Here is a 19966-nt window from a genome sequence, read left to right on the forward strand (position 1 = left end):
GCTGGAATCTGCGACCATGGCCGCGTGAGCAGGAAGACGCCTGAGGGGACGCGGCGCGGCGGTTCACCTTACCGGAGCGACGCGACCGACGCGGTGCGGATCGAGATCCTCGAGGACCGGGTCGAGGAGCAACGGCAGGCGCTCGACAGGCAGCAGCGCGCGATCGACGAGCTCAGGGAAGAGCTCGAGCGCGTCCGCGCTCAGCTCGCTCACCTCCCGGCGCTGGCGCTCCCCGCGCAGGGCAAGCAGCCCAGGAGAGACGACGTCCACCGCGCGGCCGAGGACCTCCTGCGCCGCGCGGAGCACCGTCCCTCCTCCGAGGTGTTCGCCGAGCTGCGCAAGCTGGTCGACGAGCACCCGTCGCACGCCGCCATCGAGGAGCTCGTCGACCGGGGCCACTGCGCCCGCTGCGCGCGCCGGCTCCGACGCCCGGACCCCAGCGAGCCGAGCCACCACGAGCGGTACTGGTCGGGCCGATGTCCGCGCTGCTACGAGCCCCTCCGCTTCCAGCGCTGACGGGCAGATCGAGGGGAACGGAAAAGGAACCTCCAGGGCACCAGGGACGCCAGCAACACCAGGGATCTCTCTTCCTGGCGTCTCTGGCGTCCTTGCGGCTCAATCCCTTCTCGTCCGGGCACCGCGCCTGCGCGGCGGCCAGGCCCAGAGCCGGAGGGGGGACGCTCTGGAGAGCCATGTCACTCGAGTCTTCAAAAGACATGCTTCCTGACCTGGCGTGGCCGCTTTGCTCGCTCTCGGCCGCGCGATCGCCCTAGCCGCGCAAGGCCGCCAGGCGCTACTGTCAACGAGGGATCGGCGCAGTCCGCCCCCCTTGCAGTCGGAGGCGAGCATGACACCGCGAAACATCCTGCGTGCGTATGGCGACCGCGAGGGGGACGGGATGGTCCAGATGTCGTTCACGCTCCGCGTCCTGCCGGGCGACCGCGCGCGCGAGGCGGCGAAGCGCTTTGCCGAGTCGCACGGCCTGCGCGAGCCGCTGGTCACGGCGATGGAGCAGGCCAGCCGGGAGCACACGTATTTCGTCGTTTACGGGCACTCCCAGCACGGGGTCGACCTCTCGGACATCGAGGTCCAGGAGCTCGCCGCCCAGCCGCTCACGCGGGACGACATCGAGGCGCAGGCGAAGAAGCTCGGCCGGAAGATCGTGGTCGTCGGGGCGTGCACCGGCAGCGACGCGCACACGGTCGGCATCGACGCGATCCTGAACTACAAGGGGTTCGCCGGCGAGAAGGGGCTCGAGAGCTTCAAGTGCTTCGACGCCCACAACCTCGGCGCGCAGGTCGAGAACGCCGAGCTCTGCGAGAAGGCCAAGGCCCTCGGCGCGGACGCGATCCTGGTCTCGCAGGTGATCACCCAGCGGAACTGCCACAAGGAGAACGCGGCGGCGCTCGTCGACCTGGCGACGCGCCAGGGCTTCCGGGACAAGGTGATCCTGCTGCTCGGCGGCCCGCGCATCGATCACAACCTGGCCGTCGAGCTCGGCTTCGACGCCGGCTTCGGCCCGGGAACCAAGCCGATCACCGTGGCGTCGTTCCTGATCGAGCGCCTCGTGGGCCGAGCGTAGGCGGTCAGGCGACGAGCAGGTGGTACGCGGCCGAGAGCTCGGCGAACCGCGCGGTGCGCAGGGCGCCGTCGCCGGCCAGCGCGGCGGCGCGGTCGGGGTGCAGGGTCGCGGCCAGGCGGCGGAAGGCGCGGCGGATCTCGGCCTCGGTCGCGCCCTCGCGCAGGCCCAGCACCTCGAGCGCCCGGCGGCGCGGCTCGTCCACGCGCGCGGCGCGCGGCGGCGCGCTCCGCGGCGGCGCGCCCGCCGGCCCGCTGTCCGCGGCGCGCGACGACGAGCCGGCGCGCCGCTGCCGATCCCGCGCGCGCGGGCGGCCGTGGAGGAAGTCGCTCGGCGGGAGCGGGCCGGTCTGCCGCAGCGACCCGGCGAGGGGCCTCGCCGTGTGGAAGCAGATGGTCGCCTCCTCGATGCGGAACAGCGCCTCGAGGCGCGCGCGGAGCTGGATCCGGAGCGCGCGCTCGACCGCGCTCGCCGGGATGAGCCCCGCCGCCACGAGCACCTCGCCGGTCCGGCGCCCCCGGTGCGCGGCGACGAGCGCGGCGAGCCGCTGGATCGACGGCTCGGGCGCGGAGCCCTCGTTCGCGAGGATCTCGCCGAGGCGGGGCACCCGGAGCGGCGTCTCGACGGCCGTCACGAGGCCGGAGAAGAGCTGAATCCGGTGCTGGCGGCCCGGCACCGTCGAGCCGCTCGGCGTCCGGAGCTCGCAGAGCTCCAGGAGCCCGGTGGTCTTCTCGCGGTGCAGCGCGCCGAGCAGGTCTCCCAGGGTCGACGTGGAAAGGCGGCTGGGCAGTTGCATCGAAGGCGGCGTTATCACTGCCGCGCTCGATCGGCCAAGGAAGCGGCGCGGGCGCTCGGGCGCGCGGCCGTCGCCCTCGCCGGACGGGCCCGCTCGCGCGCGCCGTCGCTCGGCGCGCGCTCGGCCCTCGCTCGGCCCTCGCTCGGCCCTCGCTCGATTGCGTTGCGCGCGCCTGCGCGCACGAATGTGTGCCCGGGCCGAGGCCCGCCGTGCGAAGCTCCGCGCGAAAACGGCACGGCGCACCGCGCCGGCGCGCGGATCAGGAGGAATCTGCGATGGGCTTGCTCGACGGAAAGGTCGCGATCATCACGGGAGCCGGCGGCGGGATCGGCCGCGAGGAAGCGCTGCTCTTCGCCCGGGAGGGCGCGAAGGTCGTCGTCAACGACCTCGGCGGGACGCGCGACGGGTCGGGCTCGAGCGACGCGATGGCGGCGCAGGTCGCGGAGGAGATCAAGGCCGCGGGCGGGCAGGCCGCGCCGAGCTTCGACAGCGTGGCGACCCCCGAGGGCGCGGCGAAGATCGTGAAGACCGCTGTCGACGCGTTCGGCCGGGTCGACATCCTGGTGAACAACGCGGGAATCGTCCGCGACAAGACGCTCCTCAAGATGGATGAGGGCATGTGGGACGCCGTCATCGCCGTTCACCTGAAGGGGACGTTCCTTTGCACGCAGGCCGCCGCGAAGCAGATGGTCGCGCAGGGCGGGGGAGGGCGGATCGTCAACACCACGAGCGTCTCCGGGATGCTCGGCAACTTCGGGCAGGCCAACTACGCGGCTGCCAAGGCCGGCATCTACGGCCTCACCCGCACCGCCGCGATCGAGCTGCAGAAGCAACGGATCACCGTCAACGCGATCGCGCCCATCGCCAAGACCCGGTTGACGGAGGATCTGCCCATGTTCCAATCGGCGGGTGACACGCTCACCCCGGCGCACGTGGCGCCTGCGGCGCTGTTCCTCGCGTCCGACCTGTGCGCCGACAAGACCGGCAACGTCCTCGCCGTCGCCGGTGCGCAGATGTACATTTACAAGGTCGTCCAGAGCCCCGGGAAGTTCAAGGACGAGGGCGGCGTCTGGACGGCGCAGGAGATCGCGGATCACTGGGACGCGATCATCAAGCTCTGATCGCGGCGCCGGCGCGACGGCGCAGGGCGCCTCGCCGAGGGCGGGCGCGGCCGGGGCGCCGGCGCGCGAGCCGACCGTTGCTGCGCTGATCCCTGGATGCTAGGTTCGAACCGCTTCCGGGGTACGTTTGGCGCATCGGCGCACTGTTCGAGCAGGTCGTTCACGCGGAGTCTGGAGGTGCCACCGGTGACCGTCTTTCGCTGCTGTTACGCCTGCGCCATGTCGCGCGGTGCGGCCTCTGCAGCGCGGAGGCGTTGAGCGCCGTGTCGCGTGACGCCCACATCCCGCTCGCCCTGTGGATCTGCGCGGCGATCGTGGCGCACATGGCGGGCGGCGGCGGCGCCGTCGAGGTGGCGCAGGTCATCGAGGATCGCGCCCAGCTCCGCCAGATGATCCACGCGGTGAGGGATGGCCTCCGGCCGGGCGACACGACGTTCGAGATCTTGACCGACGGCGCGACGCTCACGCCGCCCCCCGCCCCGCTCGCGCCGCCCGAGCTGCCGTCGGACAGCGAGCCGGCCAAGGACGGCACGCCCGATCCGCAGCGGCCGAAGCCCGAGCCGACCAAGGCGGCGGCGATCCCGCCGCGGAAGCCGCCGAAGGTCGAGCCGCCGCGCCAGGCGAAGGCGCCGCCGCCCGCGCCGCCAAAGCCCGAGCCGCCCAAGGAAGAGGTGGCCAAGATCGTACCGGTCCAGCCGGCGCCGCCGCCGCCGCTGCCGCCGGCGGATCGACGGATCGCCGTCCGCCAGCACGTCCAGAAGGACCAGCAGGACAACCCCGAGGCGAACCGGATCGCGGACGACGCCAACAAGGTCGACGAGGAGACCATGGCGCAGATCCGCTCGAAGGATCAGGACGATCCCGAGCCGACGCCCGGGACGCCGTCGGGGCCGAAGGCGCCGACGGACAGGGTCGGCGACAGCGACCACGATCACAGCGGCCACAGCGAGGAGCGCGCCGGCAACGAGAAGCACGCGCCCGGCGAGGGGAACCCCGAGAGCGAGAGCGCGGAGCACCACAGCCCGGCGTCGCCGGCGCAGGCCGCGCAGGCCTCCCGGGCGGCGCCCCCCCCGAGCGTGCCGGGCGCGAGCGGCGGCGCTCGCGTCGCGCAGGTATCTCCCGCGCTTCCGCCGCCGGAGAAGGGCGCCGCGGGCGGCTCCGGCCCTGCGTCGCCCGAGGTGATCGACGGCGCGCGCGGCGGCTACACCCTCAATCCGGCGAACCCGGGCGGCGACGGCAAGAGCCGCGTGGCCGGCAAGAAGGCGACGCCGCAGCCCTACCAGAGCCCGGTCCGTGTCGGCTCGATCGGCCTCGGCGCGCCGGGGCTCCCCAGGGGGCCCAACCTCAACCTGGACATGGCCGGCGTGCAGGCGGCCGTCGGCAACGAGAAGCTCAGGGCGGAGCGGGCCTCGGACGGCGCCTCCCGCAAGAGCGCGCACCGGGGCTCGTGGGAGACGACGGACAAGTGGAAGAAATGGCGTGCCGCGATCGAGAACTACGATCCCTCGGTCAAGCCCGGCAACCAGACCTCGCTCAACGCCGCGCGGGTGCCGTTCGCGACGTACATCAACATGATCCACAACCGGCTCCACCCGATCTTCGCGGAGGAGTTCCTGGCGTCGCTCGACAGCTTGCCCTCCGGGCACGCGTTCAACCAGAACCGGATCACGCACGTGGAGATCGTCCTGAACAAGGACAGCGGCAGCGTCGTGCGCCTCGGGGTCACGAGGCCGAGCGGGATGACGGCCTTCGACATCGTCGCGCTGAACTCGGTGCACCGCGCGTCGCCGTTCGGCAAGGCGCCGGACGCGATCGTCTCGCCGGACGGCAACGTGTACTTGCACTGGGAGTTCCACCGGGATCCGTACGACGCGTGCTCGACCCGCAACGCCCGCCCGTTTCTGCTGAAGGCGCCCTCGGGCGCCGCCCCGATCGAGCCGGCGCCTGTGCGCAAGGGGCCGCGGCCCGTCCCGGGCGACGAGGGGGCGCGGGCGCCGCCAGGTCCGCTGCTTCCGCTCAGGCGTTAGGTCCCGGCTCTGCACCGGGACCGCGGCGATGTATCCTCCGCGTCATGCCGAAGGATTCCGACGAGGCCGTTCGAGTGACCAACGCGCGCATCGAGGCGGCGCTCGCGGATTCCCCGGCGTTCACCCGAGTCGAGCCGCAGTTCTACGTCGTTCGCCAGGGGACCGCGTACGTCTACCTTCATGTCCTTCCCTGGGCGCCCGATCGCGCGCTCGTGCGGCTCGTCGCGCAGCTCGCCCGCGGCGTCGAGATGACGCCGGACCTCGCGATGAAGCTGCTCCGCCTGAACGCGCGCATCCGCTTCGGCGCCTTCGGTTACGTCGCGCAAGGCTCGTGTGTGGTCATCGTCCACACGCTCCTCGGCGGCGAGACGCTCGACGCCGACGAGATCCTGGTCGCCCTCCGGGATCTGTCCGTGCTCGCCGACGAGTACGACGATCGCATCGTCGAGGAGGCGGGCGGCCAGCGGATGCAGGACCTGATCGACGCCTCGGCGACCGCCGCGGTCTTCACGGATCTCGACGCCCCCCGCGCCTGGGACAAGGGCTGAGCGACGGGCGCTCTTCTTTCATGCTCCTCACCATCGATCTCCCACCCGAAGGCCCTCCTCCCTCCGCCGCGCCGGACACCGCTGCCTCGCCTCGTCGCGAGGAGGGCGGCGGGCCTCCACCCGCAGAGCGCCGGTCCTCCGGCGCCGGGCGGCCTCCGCTCGCCGGCCTGCCAGTGCTCGCGCTGATCCGGCCGCTCGCCGTCCTCGCCCTGCTCGCGATGATCCTCGGCCGCATGGTCGCGCCGGCGATGGTCGGCCTGGCGGTGGGCATCGAGCGCGCTGTCCACACGATCGAGCTCGCCGGCGCGGGCGCCTCGCAGCTCTTCGCGATCGGCGCCATCGTCGTCGCGATGGCGCTGATCAGCGCGGTCGTGCGGAGCCGCGTCCCGTACGCGCTGCGGATCGGCGCGATCGTCGCGGGCAGCTTCGTCATCCTGGTCGTGCTGCACGCGACCGTGCAGCGCGTGCCCGATCTGTCCGCCGCGCTCATCGGCGTGAGCGCCGCGATCCTCGCGCTCGGCAGCGCGTGGGAGGCGCTCCGCGTCCCGTTCGTGCGGCCGGTCGCGGCCGCGCTCGGGCTCGTCGGCGCCTCCGCGCTCGTGCGGCTCGCCGGCGTCCTCCTGGCCGTCTGGGCGAACGACCGCGGGTCGAAGGCGCTCGCCGGCGCGACGAGCTCTGTTGCGACCGCCGCGTTCGCCCTCGATGCGCTGGCCGTCCTCGCGGCGACGGTCGCGCTCGGCGCCGGCCGCGAGGCGCGGCCGCGTGACGCCGAGCCGCCGCGGCCGCGCCTCGTGAGCCCGTTCTCGCTGGTGGCGCTCGCGTCGGCGCTGTTCGCCACGCGGGCGGCGCTCGCGGGCGCCGCCGACGACGCATCCATGGTCGAGGCGCTCGTCCGCCGCGCGCTCGACCGGCTGCTCACCCGCCCCGCTCCGGTCGTGCCGCTCTCGATACAGCTCTTCGTCGCCGCGCTCTCGGTGGTGATCGTCGCGCTCGCGCTCGTCGCCCCGCCGCGGCTGCCGGCGCTGGGCGGCGCGCTCGCGCTGCTGCTCGTCGCGGGCAGCGCCCCGGAGGTGCCGCTCGGCGCGCTGTCGCTGGTGATCGCGGCGCTCTGCATCGCGCTCGCGGCCCGCGACGAGCGCGGCCTCTGGGCGGCCATGCTCGCGAACGAGCGCGAGCGCACATCGAGCTCGCTCCCGGGCGCCGGGAAACCGGACACCACCGGCGGCGCGTCAGGTTGACGCGAGCGACGACACTCGTTAAGCACGCCCTCGCTGTGCGGAAGAACAGCGCGCGGCATTCCACCCGCTGCTCGCCAGAAGGACGCGGGGGGAGCCGCCGCCCGGTCCAGACGGTCCCTCCTTAAAAGGCCAGGTCAGGCTCGGAGGGGCGCGAACCAGGCTCGCGTGGCGCGCCGCGGGCGCGGGAGAGTCCTCATGCATCGTCGCGATCTCGCCTCGCTCTCTGCTCTCGCGCTCACCGCGCTGGCGCTCGCAGGGTGCCCCGAGGAGCCCTCGAGGCCCAGCGGCGGTACGGCCGCGACCGCCACCACGGCGGCGCCCCCGGTGGCCTCGGTCGAGAAGCCCGCCGCGGCCCCGCAGGGGTCCGAAGCGCCCAAGGCCACAGCGCAGGAGGCCGCCCCGGCTGCCCCCGCGGGCAAGGGGATCATCAAGGGGGTCGTCAGGTTCACCGGCAAGCCGGTCGAGATGAAGGTCCCCACCGCGCGCAAGGACGCCCCGGTCTGCCAGGACAAAGATGTCCTGTACAACGCTGTTGTCGTCAACGATGGCAAGCTCAAGGACACCTTCGTCCGCATCGCGGTCGGGGGCGTGCCGGGCAGCTGGAAGGCGCCCGACGCGCACGCGGTGGTCGACCAGCAGGACTGCATGTATGTGCCGCGCATCCAGGGCGTGGTCTCCGAGCAGCAGGTCGACATCAAGAACAGCGACCGGACGCTGCACAACGTGCACACCTACAAGGGCTCTGAGACGCTGTTCAACCAGGCGCAGCCGGGCGGCGCCGCGCCGCTCACGAAGGCGTGGAAGGACGGTATCATCAAGCTCACCTGCGACGTCCACCCGTGGATGCGCGGCTTTGTCGTGGTGACGGATCACCCGTTCTTCGCCGTGAGCGGCGATGACGGCTCGTTCACGATCGAGAAGGTCCCTGCCGGCAAGTACAAGCTCGAGGCGTGGCACCCCCACCATGGCCTGAAGACGGCCGACGTCACGGTCGCGGACGACAAGCCCGCCCAGGTCACGTTCACGTACGCCGGCACCGAGCCTGAGCCGGCGGAAAACAGGGACGAGCTCAAGGGCCTTTGGTGAGGTCCATGGCAGCGCCTGCGGCAGGCGTCGCCCCGCCCCGGGCCGCCCGGCTGGCGGCGAGCGGCGCGGGGGAGCGACCTTTCCAGGCTCGCTCGACGCGCAAAGAACGGATGAGCACGCCACGACGGTTGCCGCAAGGCGACTCGTGCCCTAAAGGGAGGCGGGCGACAACTGACGAACTCGACTCCCCGAGACGTGTTGTGCGCGCTAGTCTCCCGGCCCCGATGCTGTTTTCTCCCGCCTCCCGCGCTCCGGTGATGACGCAGTTTTTCAGTGTGGCTGTCCCGAGACGAGGGATCTTCGGGGATGTCGCGCGAGCGCGCGGCGCGGGCGCCGGGCACAACAGCGAGGTGAGCGCGTGACCATGAGCGTCGAGCAGGCCGCCGAGCGCGCCCCGGTCCCTTACGTTCGCCAGGCCGAGCCGTCCGAGGGCGGCGGCTGTGCTGTCCCCACGAGCGCGCGCCCGCTGCTCAAGGGAGCGGCCGATCTCGTGAGCCTCACCAAGCCGCGCATCACGAGGATGGTGGTCGCGACGATGCTTGGCGGCATGTGGGTCGCGAGCCGTTATCTCCGCGCCGGGCTGGCGGGAGAGGCCGCGATCGAGCGCGCGGCGGTGCCGCCGGCGCAGCTTGCGCTGGCGTTGCTGGGGACGGTCCTCGTCGTGTCCGGCGCCAACGCGCTCAACATGTACATCGAGCGCGACACCGATCTGCTGATGGAGCGGACGCGGAGCCGTCCCTTGCCGGCGCGGCGGCTTTCGCCGGATCTGGCGCTCTGGTTCGGGATCGCGCTCTCGGCGGCCTCGATTCCGGTGCTGTTCGTCGGGGTGAACGCGATCACGGGCGTGCTCGCCGCGGCGGCGCTGCTCAGCTACGTCCTCGTCTATACCCCGCTCAAGCGCAGGACGACGCTGTCGCTGCCGATCGGCGCGATCCCCGGCGCCATCCCGCCGCTGCTCGGGTGGACGAGCGTCACAGGGCAGATCGACGCGCCCGGCTTCCTGCTCTTCGCTGTCATGTTCCTGTGGCAGATCCCGCATTTCCTCGCGATTTCGCTCTTCCGTCAGGACGAGTACCAGCGCGCGGGGCTCAAGGTGCTGCCGCTCGAGAAGGGCGATCTCACGACCCGGCGCCACATCGTCGGCTACCTCGCGCTGCTCGTGGCGTCCTCGGTGCTGTTCGTCCCGCTCGGCGTGGCGGGCCCTGTCTACCTCGGCGCCGCGGTCCTCCTCGGCGGCGCGTTCTTCGGGCTCGGCGTCTACGGTCTCCGCGCGGGCACCGGCGCTCGCTGGGCGCGTCAGGTCTTCTTCGCCTCCATGGTGTACCTGGTGCTCCTCTTCGCTGCGCTGATGATCGGCGCCTGAGCGGCGCCTCGTCGCCTTGACTCACTGGCGACAGGCCCTTAAGCGTCACCGGATGGTCTCAACGGAGCCCACGCGCCACGCGAGCGGCGCTCTGCCGCCTGCGGAGCCGACCGGCCAATCACTTCCGTCCGATCGCGGCGACGCGGGGAGGCCCCGGCGCGGCGGGCTCGTGGGCACGCCGGTGTTCTGGGCCGCGCTCCTCGCGCTGGTCGGGCTCGTGGCGCTCGTCACCATCGGGGTCGCCGGGCGCGCGCTCCACGGCCAGGCCGCGGAGACGCCCGCGATCCGCATCCCTCTGCCCGCCTTCGAGCTCACGGATCAGCGGGGCGCGCGGTTCGGGCTGGAGCAACTCCGGGGCCGCGTGTGGATCGCGGACTTCATCTTCACGACCTGCCCGACCGTCTGTCCCAAGCTCACGCAGCGCATGAGCGAGATTGAGCGCCGAGGCCGCGATCTCGGTGACGCGCTCCACCTCGTGACATTCACCGTCGATCCGGAGAACGACACCCCGGCGGTGCTCGCGGCCTACGCGGCGTCGCAGCGGCTCCCGCTCGAGCGCTGGACGTTCCTGACAGGCCCCCTCGATCAGATAGAATCGACGATCCTCGACGGCTTCAAGATCGCCATGGGCAAGAAGGAGTCGAGCCCTGGCCTCTTCAGCATCTTCCATGGCGAGCGCCTCGTGCTGGTCGACCAGCAGGGCGTGATCCGCGGCTACTACGAGGCGAACGACGACGGGATCGACGCGATCCTGCGCGACGCGGGCGCCCTCGTGAAGTCGAGGTGACCCGCTCGGGCCCGCCTCACGCCTCGATGGAGAGCCGCTTGATCATCTTCTGAAGGCCGAACCTGGACAGGCCCAGCAGCTTGGCGGCCTGCGTCTGGTTCCCGCGCGTGCGCTCGAGCGCGTCGCGCACGAGCTCCGTCTCCAGCGCGTCGATCCTCGCCCGGACGTTGAGGCCGAGCTCGAGGGGCGCCGCGTTGCCGCCGTGCGCGATCTCCGGTGAAAGGTGCTCCCGATCGATGGTCCCGTCGCAGAGGACGATCGCCCGCCGGATCTCGTTCTCCAGCTGGCGCACGTTGCCCGGCCACGCGCAGGCCGAGAGCCGCTCCATCGCCCCGCGCGTGATCCGGACCGGGCCGCGGCTGTGCTTCTCGACGAAGTGCTGGACGATGAGCGGCACGTCCGTCGCGCGCTCGCGCAGCGGCGGCACCCGGATCGTGATGATGTTCAGCCTGTAGAGCAGATCCTCCCGGAATGCGCGGGCCCGGACGAGCGCCTCCAGATCCCGGTGGGTCGCGGCGATGACGCGCACGTCGACCTTGCGCGCCCGCTCCGAGCCGATCGGCCTCACGAGGCCGTCCTCGATGACCCGCAGCAGCTTCGTCTGCATCGCGAGGCTCATCTCGCCGATCTCGTCGAGGAACAGCGTGCCCCGATCGGCCACCTCGAAGAGCCCGGCGCGCGGGCGATCCGCGCCCGTGAACGCGCCGCGCACGTGCCCGAAGAGCGCCGACTCGAGGAGCCCTTCGGGGATCGCGCCGCAGTTCTCGCTCACGAAGGCGTGCGCGGCGCGCGGGCCGTTGTGGTGGATGGCCCGCGCCACGAGCTCCTTGCCGCTGCCGGACTCGCCGCACACGAGCACCGGCACCTCGGAGGCGGTCACCCGATCGACGAGGCGCAGCATCGCGCGCAGAGGCTCGCTCTCGCCGATGATGGCGTCGTACCGGTAGCGGGTGTCGCGGCCGCCGCGCGCCCTGGCGAGCTCGAGCGCCGCGGCGTCGAGCTCGGCCTCGCGCCGCGCGAGCTCCTCGGCGAGGCGCGACGAGGCGCGCTCCGCGCGGCGCGCGGCGCGGCGCAGCTCGACCTGCGCGCGCGCGTCGGAGATCGCCAGCGCCGCGACCGACGCGATGGCGCGCGCCCACCGCAGCTCCTGCGCGCCGAACGCGCCGCGGCGCACGCGGTCGTCGAGGTAGACGACGCCGAGCGCCTCGCCGCGCGCCACGAGCGGGACGGCCAGCACGCTCCGCAGCTTCAGCGCGTGCACGCTGTGGTGCACGCTCGGCAGCTCCCCCGCCGCGTCGACCGCGACCACCGGCTCGCGCGCCTCCAAGGCGCGGCGCGCGAGCGTCTCCGACAGCGCGAGCTGCTCCGCGCCGAGGCGCGAGCGCGCCAGGTTGCGCGCGGCCCGCGGGACGAGGCGCCCGTTCGGGGCGCGCAGGAGCAGGAGCCCCCGCTCGACCCCCGTCCAGAGCACGAGCGCGTCGACGACCCGGTCGAGCAGCGGCGCGAGCCGCTCGCGCTCGCCGAGCGCGCCGACGAGGGCCTCCAGATCGCGCGCCTGCTCGGGCCGAAGCCCGCTCTCCGGCAGCGCCCGCGCGCGGACGACCCACGGGAGCGACCGCACCGCGCCGGAGAGCGCCGACGCCCCTGGCGAGGCAGCGGAGGCGCCCGCCGAGCCTGCGCCCGCGGTGCGCCCGCAGAGCTCGCGCGCGGCGTCGGCGAGCGCCGCGAGCACCCGGTGCGCGACGTCCGTCTGCCCGGCCCTGACGGCCAGCGCGTGCGCCGCGGCCAGCGCCGGACCGCGCGCCGCGATCGGGGCGCGGGCGCCCGCGAGCGCGGCGATCGCGGCGAGGATGCGGTCGCTGCGGCCGCGCCACGCCGACGCGCCCGCCGGGCCGAGCGGCGCGTCGTCCGCGGCGAGCGCGGTCGCGGCGCCGACGCCGTCCGCGGCGAGCGCGGTCACGGCGCCGACGTCGTCCGCGGCGAGCGCGGTCACGGCGCCGACGTCGTCCGCGGCGAGCGCGATCGCGGCGCGCGCTCCCCACCAGTCGAGCCGCGAGGCCGCCGCGGGCTCCGGGCCGTTCGCGAGCTCGTCGAGCTCCTCGACGCGGGCTCCATCGAGCTCGCCCGCGCCGTGGCGGAGGAGCCGCGCGGCCGCCCGCAGCGTGTCGTCCGCGGAGCCTCCGGCGAGGAGCGCCGCCGCGCGCGCCGCCGCCGCGCGCGCCGCCGCCGCGCGCGGGTCGACGTGCGATCCGACGTCCGCGCTCACGACGCCGTCGCCTCGCGCGGCGACCACGTCGGCGATGGCCCAGAGCGCGTACGCTTCCGCCTTCGCGTCGCCCGCGTCGCGGGCCCGCGCGATGGCGTCCTCGGCGCTCCGGCAGGTCTCGTGCACCAGGCCCGCGGTGGCGTAGGCGGCGGCGCAGGCGAGCAGCGCCCGGGCGCCCTGCGCCGGCCGGCCGAGGTGCTCCCAGAGCAGCGCCGCGCGGGTCGAGGTCGCGATCGCGCCGTCGAGATCGCCGAGATCCACCGCCGCCGCCGCCTCGCCGGTCCGGTAGGTCGCCTCCTCGACCACCGCGCCGGCGCGGACGGCGTAGTCGACCGCGGCGCTGAACGACGCGTGCGCGCGCTCCGGATCGCTCGCGTGCCACGCGTAGCCGCGCACGGCGGCCATCCGCGCCAGCTCCTCGACGGAGCTCGCGAGCGCCTCGCCCCGCGCCACCTCCGACAGCGCCCGCGCGGTGTCGCCGCGCAGCACGGCGAGCAGCGCGCGCACCTCGCAGAGCGGCGCCGTGGCCGCCTCCCCGGCGAGCGCGTCGGCCGCCTCCAGCGCCCCCGCGTCGATCGCGACGCGCGCGAGCACCGCGCGCGCGCGCCCCTCCGGGTCCGCGCCGGCGTCGATCGCGGCGCGCGCGCGCTCCTCCGCGAGGGCGCGATCGCCGGCGCGCCGCAGCACCTCCGCCGCGAGCGCCGCGGCCTCCGTCGCGCCTCGAACGCACGAGCGCAGCATCAAGCTCCGCGCGCGCCCGGCGTCGCCGTGCAGCCGGAGCGCGTTGGCCGCCGCGACGACCAGGCAGGCCGGCGCGTCGTCGCGCTGCTCGATCGCCTCGAGCGCGAGCGGATCCGGCGGCACCCGCGCGATCGCGAGCGCCAGCGCCGCCGCCTCCGCCGCGCCGATGGCGTGCGCGTCGGCGGCGCCCTCCGCCGCTCCGCGGTCCTCCGGCGCCGCGCTCGCCCTCCGCCGCGCGCCGCTCCCCGGGGTTCCCAGCACGGCCGCCTCGACGTCCGCGAACGTCCAGGCGCGCGGCGGGACCTGCCGCGCGAGCGCGACGAGCGCGTCCGCGAGCGCCCTCTCCGGCGCAGACGCGAGCGGCCCCATCGGCCACGCCGCCGCGCTCGTCCCCGCGAGCGCGGTGAGCCACCGCGCGACGCGGTCCGGCCCGAGCCGCCCCAGCCACGCCGCGTCGCTCTGCGGCGGACCCACGCGCGCCGCGCCGTCGCCCGCGCGGAGCGACGCGCCGGAGAGCGCGCGCACCCGCTCGACCACCGCGAACGCGTCCACGAGCCAGGGGGCGACATCGTCGCGCACCCCGAGCGCCGCCTCGAGCTCGTGTCGCCGCAGGCGCAGGTAAGCGGCGCGCACGCGGCGCGCGTCGCGGTCCTGTCGATCGCGCGCTGCGCCGGGCGCCCCCGCATCGCGGCCGGCGCGCCCCGCGGCGGGGGCGGCGAACGGGGGCCGCGCGCGCTGCGCGCCGGCGATCGCGGCGCGGGCCGACTCGGTGACCCACGCGGACGACGGGCGCGCCGCGGGGGAGGGCGAGAGGAGCGCCCGGCAGATCGCGTCGAGCGGCGGCCAGGCCGCGCGCTCCGCGGCCGCCGCGGCCCGCGCCGCGCCGATGGGATCGTCCGCGTCCGCCACGCCGGGGAAGGCGATCTCGGCGAGCAGCGTCCCCAGCGCGAGCAGATCCCTCGCCCGCGCGTCTCCGAGCTCGGCGTCCCCGCGCGCGATGTACCGCAGCGTCGCCCCGTCCACGGACGTCTCGTGGATCGAGCAGGCGAGCCCCAGGTCGATCACCGCGATCCGCCCCTCCGGCGTCAGGATCAGGTTCTCCGGCTTGAGATCTCCGTGCGCCAGGCCGATGCCGTGCAGGTCGGCGAGCGCCTCGCCCGCGTCGCGCGCGGCGGCGAGCGCGAGCGCCGTGCGCTCGCCAGCGGGCAGCCCGCGCAGGGCGTCGGCGACGGCTCTCCCTTCGATCCAGCGCATCGCGACGAACGCGCGCCCCTCCTCGCCAAGGGCGCCCTCGGCGCGCGCGACGCGCGCGACGCCAGACGCCGCCGCGAGCCATCCGACGTCGACGAGCTCCGGCAGCCGCGGCGAGAGCGCCAGCGCCGCGTGCAGCGCCTCGCGGCCGAGCGCCCGCCGCGCGGAGGCGCGCTGCGCCGCGGACGCTCCGCGCTCGCGCGGCTCGAGCTTGAGCGCCACCATGCCGCCGCGCTCCTGATCGACGGCCCTCCAGACCTCGGCCGACCCGCCGGACCCCGCGACGTCCAGCAGCCGGAAGCGCTCTGCCAACCGAGGTGGCACGGTCGACGGCTCGCTCATCCCAGAATGCTCCCGGGCGAGGAGCCACCTGTCAACCTGGTTACGGATCCGGCGGAGCGCCCCCCGCCGCGCCTGCCCCGCCGCCTCCGCCGCCGCCTCCGCCTGATCCCTCGCCGCAGATCGGCGCGCCGCCGTCTGGCAGATCGATATCGACGGCCCCCGCGTCGCTGCATGTGTCTTCCGGGCCCTTGCCGTAGTGGTCCGCCACGAAGCGCGCGAGCGACGCTTTGTCGAGGCACGTCGCGGTGTACGTCGCGCCCCAGGCCGCGGCCGCGACCGGGGTGTCCAGCGCGCTGTCGGGCGTCATCACGAGCCGCGCCTCCGGCCCTCCCGGCACCAGGAGGCACTTCGGATCGGAGGTGGCCTCGGCGCGCACCTCGTCGAGCACCGCCTTCACCTCTGCGCAGCCGGACGAGGCGCACCGGTACGCGAGGACGATCGCGCCGTGCTCGAGGTTGTGGACGTACATCTCGCGCGGGACCTCCGCCTCGAAGCGCTTGTACTCGGCCCACAGGCCCCAGTGATCTCCGCCGCTCGGCGGGTTGGTCGCGTACTGGACAGGCGCGCACGTGGCCACGTGTTGCGCCGAACTGACGGGGATCCCCGTCCTGACGACGACCTTGCACTCGGTCTCGCCCGGGAGCGGCGGCGCGTCCGGAAAGCTCGTGACGGTCTCGGGTTGTTGCGGCGCGGGCGCGGCGTCGCCCTCGTCGATCGGGGGCGCGCTCGTGCCACACCCGCTCAGAGGAACGGCGAGCCCGGCGACCATCGTGGCAACGACACACATCTGCGCGAAACCGCAGTGTTTCATGGCCGAAGCCTACCATGTCCGACGCGCGACGCGCGTTGCCCTGGCACGTCGGCTCTGGTGTACTTGGGTCCCCTAGCGTGGCGAAGCACGAGAACGATCATCGGCAGACGCTCGTCACCTGCACCGCGATCGCCCCGCCGGTGCTGCCGGTGGCGCCGGGCACCGCGTGCCTGGTGGTGATCTACGGCACCGAGCTCGGGCGCCGCATCGCGCTGGGGACCGGGGCGATCGAGTGTGGGCGCGCCATACAGACCGATATCCCGCTCGACGACGACGCGGTGAGCCGGCGTCATGCGCGCATCTCCTGGACGGGGATGAGCTACGTTGTCCGCGATCTCGGCTCGACCAATGGCACCTACGTGAACGACGTCTCCGTCGATGAGCGCGCCCTCAAGGACGGTGACCAGGTGAAGATCGGCCGGACGATCTTCAAGTTCATCCAGGGTGGGAACGTCGAGCTCTCGTATCACGAGGAGATCTACCGGCTGATGACCTTCGACGGTCTGACGCAGGTCCACAACAAGCGCTCCTTCGAGGTCGCGCTGGAGCGCGAGGTGTCGCGGGCCTGCCGCTACCATCGCCACCTCGCGCTCATCATGTTCGACATCGATCACTTCAAGAACATCAACGACACCCGCGGGCACCTCACGGGCGACGCCGTGCTCCGCCAGATGGCCGCGCTCGCCGCTGCGAACGTCCGCCGCGACGACATCCTCGCGCGCGTCGGCGGGGAGGAGTTCGCCCTGCTCGTGCCGGAGATCGCCGTCGACGGCGCCCGCCTGGTGGCCGAGAAGCTGCGCGCGCTCGTGGAGCGCACGCCGTTCCGCTTCGAGGAGGGTGAGGTCGCCGTCACCGCGAGCTTCGGGGTCGCCGGCGTCACCCCGGACGCGCCGGTCTCGCCGATGGAGCTCTACCGCCGCGCCGACGAGCGGCTCTATCATGCGAAGAAGGCCGGGCGGAATCGCGTGATGTGACGCCGCGCAAGCGCCGTCAGGGCGAGGCAGCCGGGGCGGAGCAGTCTCGCGGCGCGGCGCCGTTGAGGATCCACGCGGACAGGATGTCCATACCGTCCACGTAGGGCGTTGTGTCCTGATCCTCCGGCGTCTGGGGGTGGAACCAGAATATGGGGTTTGAAGGCGGGGGCGGCATCGGCATCCCCACCACGAACGCCGCCTGCAGCCGCTCGGTCTCCTGGCGGAGCTTCTCCGCCGCATCGGCGGGCAAGGAGGGGTCGAGCGCGCTCTGCCCGATGAGGAGCTTGTAGAGCAGGTAGCTGTTCCCCGGGTTTCCCGGGTCGATGAGCGGCATGGCCCTGCCGAAGCGCTCCGGGGATGCCTCCGCCACGTGCGCCTTCTCGCCTATCTGGGTCTGGTGCGCGGTGCGCCCGATCGCGGTCTTGAACAGCGGATCGAGCTGGTTGAACGCCGTGCCCAGGTTCAGGTCGAGCCCTGCGGCGGCGCTCCCGCCGTTGTGGCACCCGAAGCAGCCGTAGAAGAGGTAGTACGCGGCGCCCCTCACGCAGGCGACGCACGTCGGATCCGTGGGAGCGTCGCCCTGGCAAGCTGCCGTGGCCGCGACGCACTCGAGGTCTCGCTGGCAGAAGAAGTCGCCGCTCGGCGGGCGCTCCGGCATCGCCTGAGGCGGGTTCGTCGCCGCGACGGAGAACTCGATGCGCGTGTTGCCGCCGAGGGGCGCGCCGTCGAACGCGCGGACGCCGGACGGCGCAGCCTCGTCCGCCGGCTTGAAGACCGTCAGCGCATACCGGGTCCCGGGAACCAGACCCGGCATGCCCTCGATCTGGCGGAAGATGACCTCCCGCTGGACTGGGTTGTACGTGGGCGCCAGGGCGATCGGATTGATGCAGTCCGCGTAGGTCTGGACCGTGGCCAGATCGCCCGAGACGCACACGGATTCGGCGCCGACCGTGGCGCTCACCGAGCTCGGCAGCAGGTAACGATCGAACTTCAGCACGAAGCTCGCGGTCGACAGGACCTCGGTCGTGCCGGTGGGATCGAGCGCGGTGCGGACGGGCTGGTAGTTCTGGTCGAGGCTGGTCGTGGCGCGCGCCTCGATCAGCTGGACAGGAGGGGCGTCGATCGGCTGGAGCGTGGCCTCCCCCACGTCGCAGCCGGCCGTAACGAGGGCCGCCTGCAGACAGAGGGGGAGGGGGGCAAGGCGTGTGGCGCGAGCCAGCGTGCTCAGCTCTCTGAGTAGAGCGAGAGCTGCTCGCGGACGACCTTCTCGTTCACCCCGGACTGGATGTGCTCCTTGAGACAGTCGGCCAGCGTGATCAGCATGTCGTCTACCCCTTTCTCCTCGATGAGCTTCGACAAAAGTTGGCGTGCCTCCCGTCCGTCGTCTTCGCGGAGGAAGCCCCGCACTGTCTCCAGCGTGATTTCCCCCTGGAAATCGAGATAGAGGTTGTCGATCAGGTACTTGATCAGCTCCTTCACGCCCGTTCTCCTTGGCGTTCGCGGCGATCGTTAGGGAAGCCGCGCGCACTTCGCTATACCCGTCGCCGGAAGGCCAGGGCAAGGAATATACTGACGGATTTTGACTTTTCATTGGCACCGCTGCACGAACCTGTCGCTCGACTGATGGCACACCAGGCACGGACGCGGGTTCCGGGAGAACGCCGTCTTGCACTTGCTCTCGAAGCCGAGGGGGTGCGGGTTCAGCCCTTGCCCGCCTGACGCCCCGCGCGTCGCGTGGCAGGTCGCGCAGTCCCGCTCGGTGTGGCAGGAAACGCACGCATTCAGGTTTCGCTCTGCTTCCCAGGCGTGGTGCTTCGCGCTCCGCGGCGCCGTGGTCCACTCCGCCGGCGGGGGGTGGAAGCGGCGCCCCGCGGGCCGCGCTGCGCTCGGCGCCTCGCGCGCCACGCCCGTCCGCCGGTGACAGTCCGCACAGAACGTCTGCTCCTGATGGCAGCTCACGCAGCGAGGATTGTCCTGCCGGGCCGCTTGCGGGTGCATCGAGAGGAAGTCGTTCGGGTGGACGTTGCGCGGACGGATCTTCCCGTCGTGGCAGTCGGTGCAGTAGTTCGCGCTGTGGCATGACCCGCAGAAGGCGCTGTCGTTCGCGGCGACCTGCTTGTGCCGCTCGAGCCAGTCGGGCGTGTGCCCCGCGCTGTGCAGCCACGCGGGCGGCAGCAGATCGCCCGTGGCGAACGCCGTCACGAGCCGCCCGTCGGGGCGCGTCAGGTGGCAGACGTCGCAGTCGCTCTTCGCCTCACCCTGGGCCGCGCCGCTCATGTTGTGGCACGTGAAGCAGCCGGCCATGCGAGGCAGCTGATCACGGGTAGCGAGCTCGATCCGGTCGACGCGGCCGTGGCACTGGCTGCACTTGATGTTCCGGTTCACGTGCTTCGCGTGAGGGAAGCGGAGGTTCGCGTGCGGCAGCACGAGCGGCGCCACCTTTCCGTCGCTGCCAGCGTTCTCCCCGATATGGCAGTACGCACACTGTCCGTTCTCGTTCGTCCCCGCCTTCACCTGGGTGAGGTCGGAGTGATCGACATCATGACAGTTGTCGCACGTCTCGCTCGGCTTCGGCAGCAGCCGGTCCGTCACCGCGCCGCTCGTGTAGGCCGCGCCGTGGCACGATTTGCACGTCTGCTTGAGCCCCTTGACGTGCTTCTTGTGGTTGAAGCGGATCGTCAGCGTCTGCGGGGGGTAGATCTCGTCGCTCGGGACCGGGGTCGCGCTCGTCCCAGGCGGCATCCACGCCAGCGGCACCTCCGCGTCGGCGGGCATCGGGTGGAGGCCCGACGTGTACGCGCCGCGCGGCGCCTTGGCGGGCGCCTCTCCCTCGGCGTCGCCTTCCTCGGCGTCGTCATCCGCCGTCTCGGCGCTGTCGTCTCCCGCTGCCGCCGGTGGCTTCGCCTGGGCAGCCGCCTCGGGGCCCACGATCGCGAGCGCCAGCGCGCCCAGGCATGCGACGATCGCGACCCACCCAGGGACGAACCTCGCCTCGTCTCGCCGAGCGCGGCGGCGTCTGTCCTGTCTTGCGTCCAT

16 protein-coding genes are annotated in these 19966 nt (G+C 73.2%); 10 read left to right on the plus strand and 6 right to left on the minus strand.

Translation table 11 applies throughout. The features are described 5' to 3' along the window. The first annotated feature begins 24 nt into the window (after positions 1-24). Entirely contained in the window at positions 25-516 is a 492-nt protein-coding gene (locus WMF27_RS14675; RefSeq protein WP_437768256.1) for a hypothetical protein, read from the plus strand. A gap of 331 nt (positions 517-847) precedes the next feature. Then, a complete protein-coding gene (locus tag WMF27_RS14680; protein ID WP_437552751.1) occupies positions 848-1582 on the plus strand; it encodes an OAM dimerization domain-containing protein in 735 nt (244 codons plus the stop codon). 4 nt (positions 1583-1586) lie between these two features. On the opposite strand, the gene WMF27_RS14685 is transcribed toward WMF27_RS14680, so the two are convergent. Continuing rightward, positions 1587-2375: a J domain-containing protein gene (locus tag WMF27_RS14685; RefSeq protein WP_437768255.1), complete on the minus strand. Its 789-nt coding sequence runs from the start codon at positions 2373-2375 to the stop codon at positions 1587-1589. A 275-nt stretch (positions 2376-2650) separates the two neighbouring features. Here WMF27_RS14685 and WMF27_RS14690 point away from each other — a divergent pair, with 275 nt between their 5' ends. From WMF27_RS14690 to WMF27_RS14720, 7 genes are all read left to right on the plus strand, one after another. After that, positions 2651-3496, plus strand: coding sequence for an SDR family NAD(P)-dependent oxidoreductase (locus WMF27_RS14690; protein ID WP_437768254.1), 846 nt, complete (start codon positions 2651-2653; stop codon positions 3494-3496). 263 nt (positions 3497-3759) lie between these two features. Then, the gene (locus WMF27_RS14695) at positions 3760-5523 is read left to right on the plus strand and encodes a hypothetical protein (protein WP_437944206.1); all 1764 of its coding nucleotides are present in this window, start codon (positions 3760-3762) and stop codon (positions 5521-5523) included. Positions 5524-5567: 44 nt separating this feature from the next. After that, positions 5568-6071 carry a T3SS (YopN, CesT) and YbjN peptide-binding chaperone 1 gene (locus tag WMF27_RS14700; RefSeq protein WP_272098114.1) on the plus strand — a complete coding sequence of 168 codons (504 nt, stop codon included), beginning with the start codon at positions 5568-5570 and terminating at the stop codon, positions 6069-6071. Between the two features lie 20 nt (positions 6072-6091). Continuing rightward, a complete protein-coding gene (locus WMF27_RS14705) occupies positions 6092-7309 on the plus strand; it encodes a hypothetical protein (protein ID WP_437768252.1) in 1218 nt (405 codons plus the stop codon). 195 nt (positions 7310-7504) lie between these two features. Continuing rightward, positions 7505-8395, plus strand: a complete 891-nt coding sequence (locus tag WMF27_RS14710) for a carboxypeptidase regulatory-like domain-containing protein (protein ID WP_437768251.1) — start codon at positions 7505-7507, stop codon at positions 8393-8395. 364 nt (positions 8396-8759) lie between these two features. Further along, complete coding sequence (gene cyoE, locus WMF27_RS14715; protein WP_437944207.1) at positions 8760-9758, plus strand: heme o synthase; 999 nt, start codon at positions 8760-8762, stop codon at positions 9756-9758. A 52-nt stretch (positions 9759-9810) separates the two neighbouring features. After that, positions 9811-10545: an SCO family protein gene (locus WMF27_RS14720; protein WP_437944208.1), complete on the plus strand. Its 735-nt coding sequence runs from the start codon at positions 9811-9813 to the stop codon at positions 10543-10545. A gap of 16 nt (positions 10546-10561) precedes the next feature. On the opposite strand, the gene WMF27_RS14725 is transcribed toward WMF27_RS14720, so the two are convergent. After that, on the minus strand, positions 10562-15145 hold the full coding sequence (locus WMF27_RS14725; protein ID WP_437944209.1) for a sigma 54-interacting transcriptional regulator: 4584 nt from the start codon (positions 15143-15145) through the stop codon (positions 10562-10564). Positions 15146-15185: 40 nt separating this feature from the next. Beyond that, positions 15186-15956, minus strand: a complete 771-nt coding sequence (locus tag WMF27_RS14730; RefSeq protein WP_437944210.1) for a DUF3105 domain-containing protein — start codon at positions 15954-15956, stop codon at positions 15186-15188. 77 nt (positions 15957-16033) lie between these two features. On the opposite strand from WMF27_RS14730, the gene WMF27_RS14735 reads away from it, so the two are divergent. After that, positions 16034-16930 (plus strand): diguanylate cyclase, encoded by an 897-nt coding sequence (locus WMF27_RS14735; protein WP_437944211.1) that lies wholly within the window; start codon positions 16034-16036, stop codon positions 16928-16930. Positions 16931-16946: 16 nt separating this feature from the next. Here WMF27_RS14735 and WMF27_RS14740 read toward each other — a convergent pair whose 3' ends face one another. From WMF27_RS14740 to WMF27_RS14750, 3 genes are all read right to left on the minus strand, one after another. Next, the gene (locus tag WMF27_RS14740; protein ID WP_437768245.1) at positions 16947-18077 is read right to left on the minus strand and encodes a hypothetical protein; all 1131 of its coding nucleotides are present in this window, start codon (positions 18075-18077) and stop codon (positions 16947-16949) included. Positions 18078-18154: 77 nt separating this feature from the next. Beyond that, a complete protein-coding gene (locus WMF27_RS14745) occupies positions 18155-18409 on the minus strand; it encodes a hypothetical protein (RefSeq protein WP_044964942.1) in 255 nt (84 codons plus the stop codon). 108 nt (positions 18410-18517) lie between these two features. Next, the gene (locus WMF27_RS14750) at positions 18518-19966 is read right to left on the minus strand and encodes a cytochrome c3 family protein (RefSeq protein ID WP_437768244.1); all 1449 of its coding nucleotides are present in this window, start codon (positions 19964-19966) and stop codon (positions 18518-18520) included.

It is taken from the genome of Sorangium sp. So ce281, assembly GCF_051527395.1.
In the GTDB taxonomy this organism is placed as follows: domain Bacteria; phylum Myxococcota_A; class Polyangia; order Polyangiales; family Polyangiaceae; genus Sorangium; species Sorangium cellulosum_B.

Coding starts and splice junctions, on each gene's coding strand:
- WMF27_RS14750 (WP_437768244.1), bottom strand. CDS start 19,966: ATGGACGCAAGACAGGACAGACGCCGCCGCGCTCGGCGAGACGAGGCG.
- WMF27_RS14690 (WP_437768254.1), top strand. CDS start 2,651: ATGGGCTTGCTCGACGGAAAGGTCGCGATCATCACGGGAGCCGGCGGC.
- cyoE (WP_437944207.1), top strand. CDS start 8,760: ATGAGCGTCGAGCAGGCCGCCGAGCGCGCCCCGGTCCCTTACGTTCGC.
- WMF27_RS14700 (WP_272098114.1), top strand. CDS start 5,568: ATGCCGAAGGATTCCGACGAGGCCGTTCGAGTGACCAACGCGCGCATC.
- WMF27_RS14705 (WP_437768252.1), top strand. CDS start 6,092: ATGCTCCTCACCATCGATCTCCCACCCGAAGGCCCTCCTCCCTCCGCC.
- WMF27_RS14680 (WP_437552751.1), top strand. CDS start 848: ATGACACCGCGAAACATCCTGCGTGCGTATGGCGACCGCGAGGGGGAC.
- WMF27_RS14720 (WP_437944208.1), top strand. CDS start 9,811: ATGGTCTCAACGGAGCCCACGCGCCACGCGAGCGGCGCTCTGCCGCCT.
- WMF27_RS14685 (WP_437768255.1), bottom strand. CDS start 2,375: ATGCAACTGCCCAGCCGCCTTTCCACGTCGACCCTGGGAGACCTGCTC.
- WMF27_RS14730 (WP_437944210.1), bottom strand. CDS start 15,956: ATGAAACACTGCGGTTTCGCGCAGATGTGTGTCGTTGCCACGATGGTC.
- WMF27_RS14710 (WP_437768251.1), top strand. CDS start 7,505: ATGCATCGTCGCGATCTCGCCTCGCTCTCTGCTCTCGCGCTCACCGCG.
- WMF27_RS14725 (WP_437944209.1), bottom strand. CDS start 15,145: ATGAGCGAGCCGTCGACCGTGCCACCTCGGTTGGCAGAGCGCTTCCGG.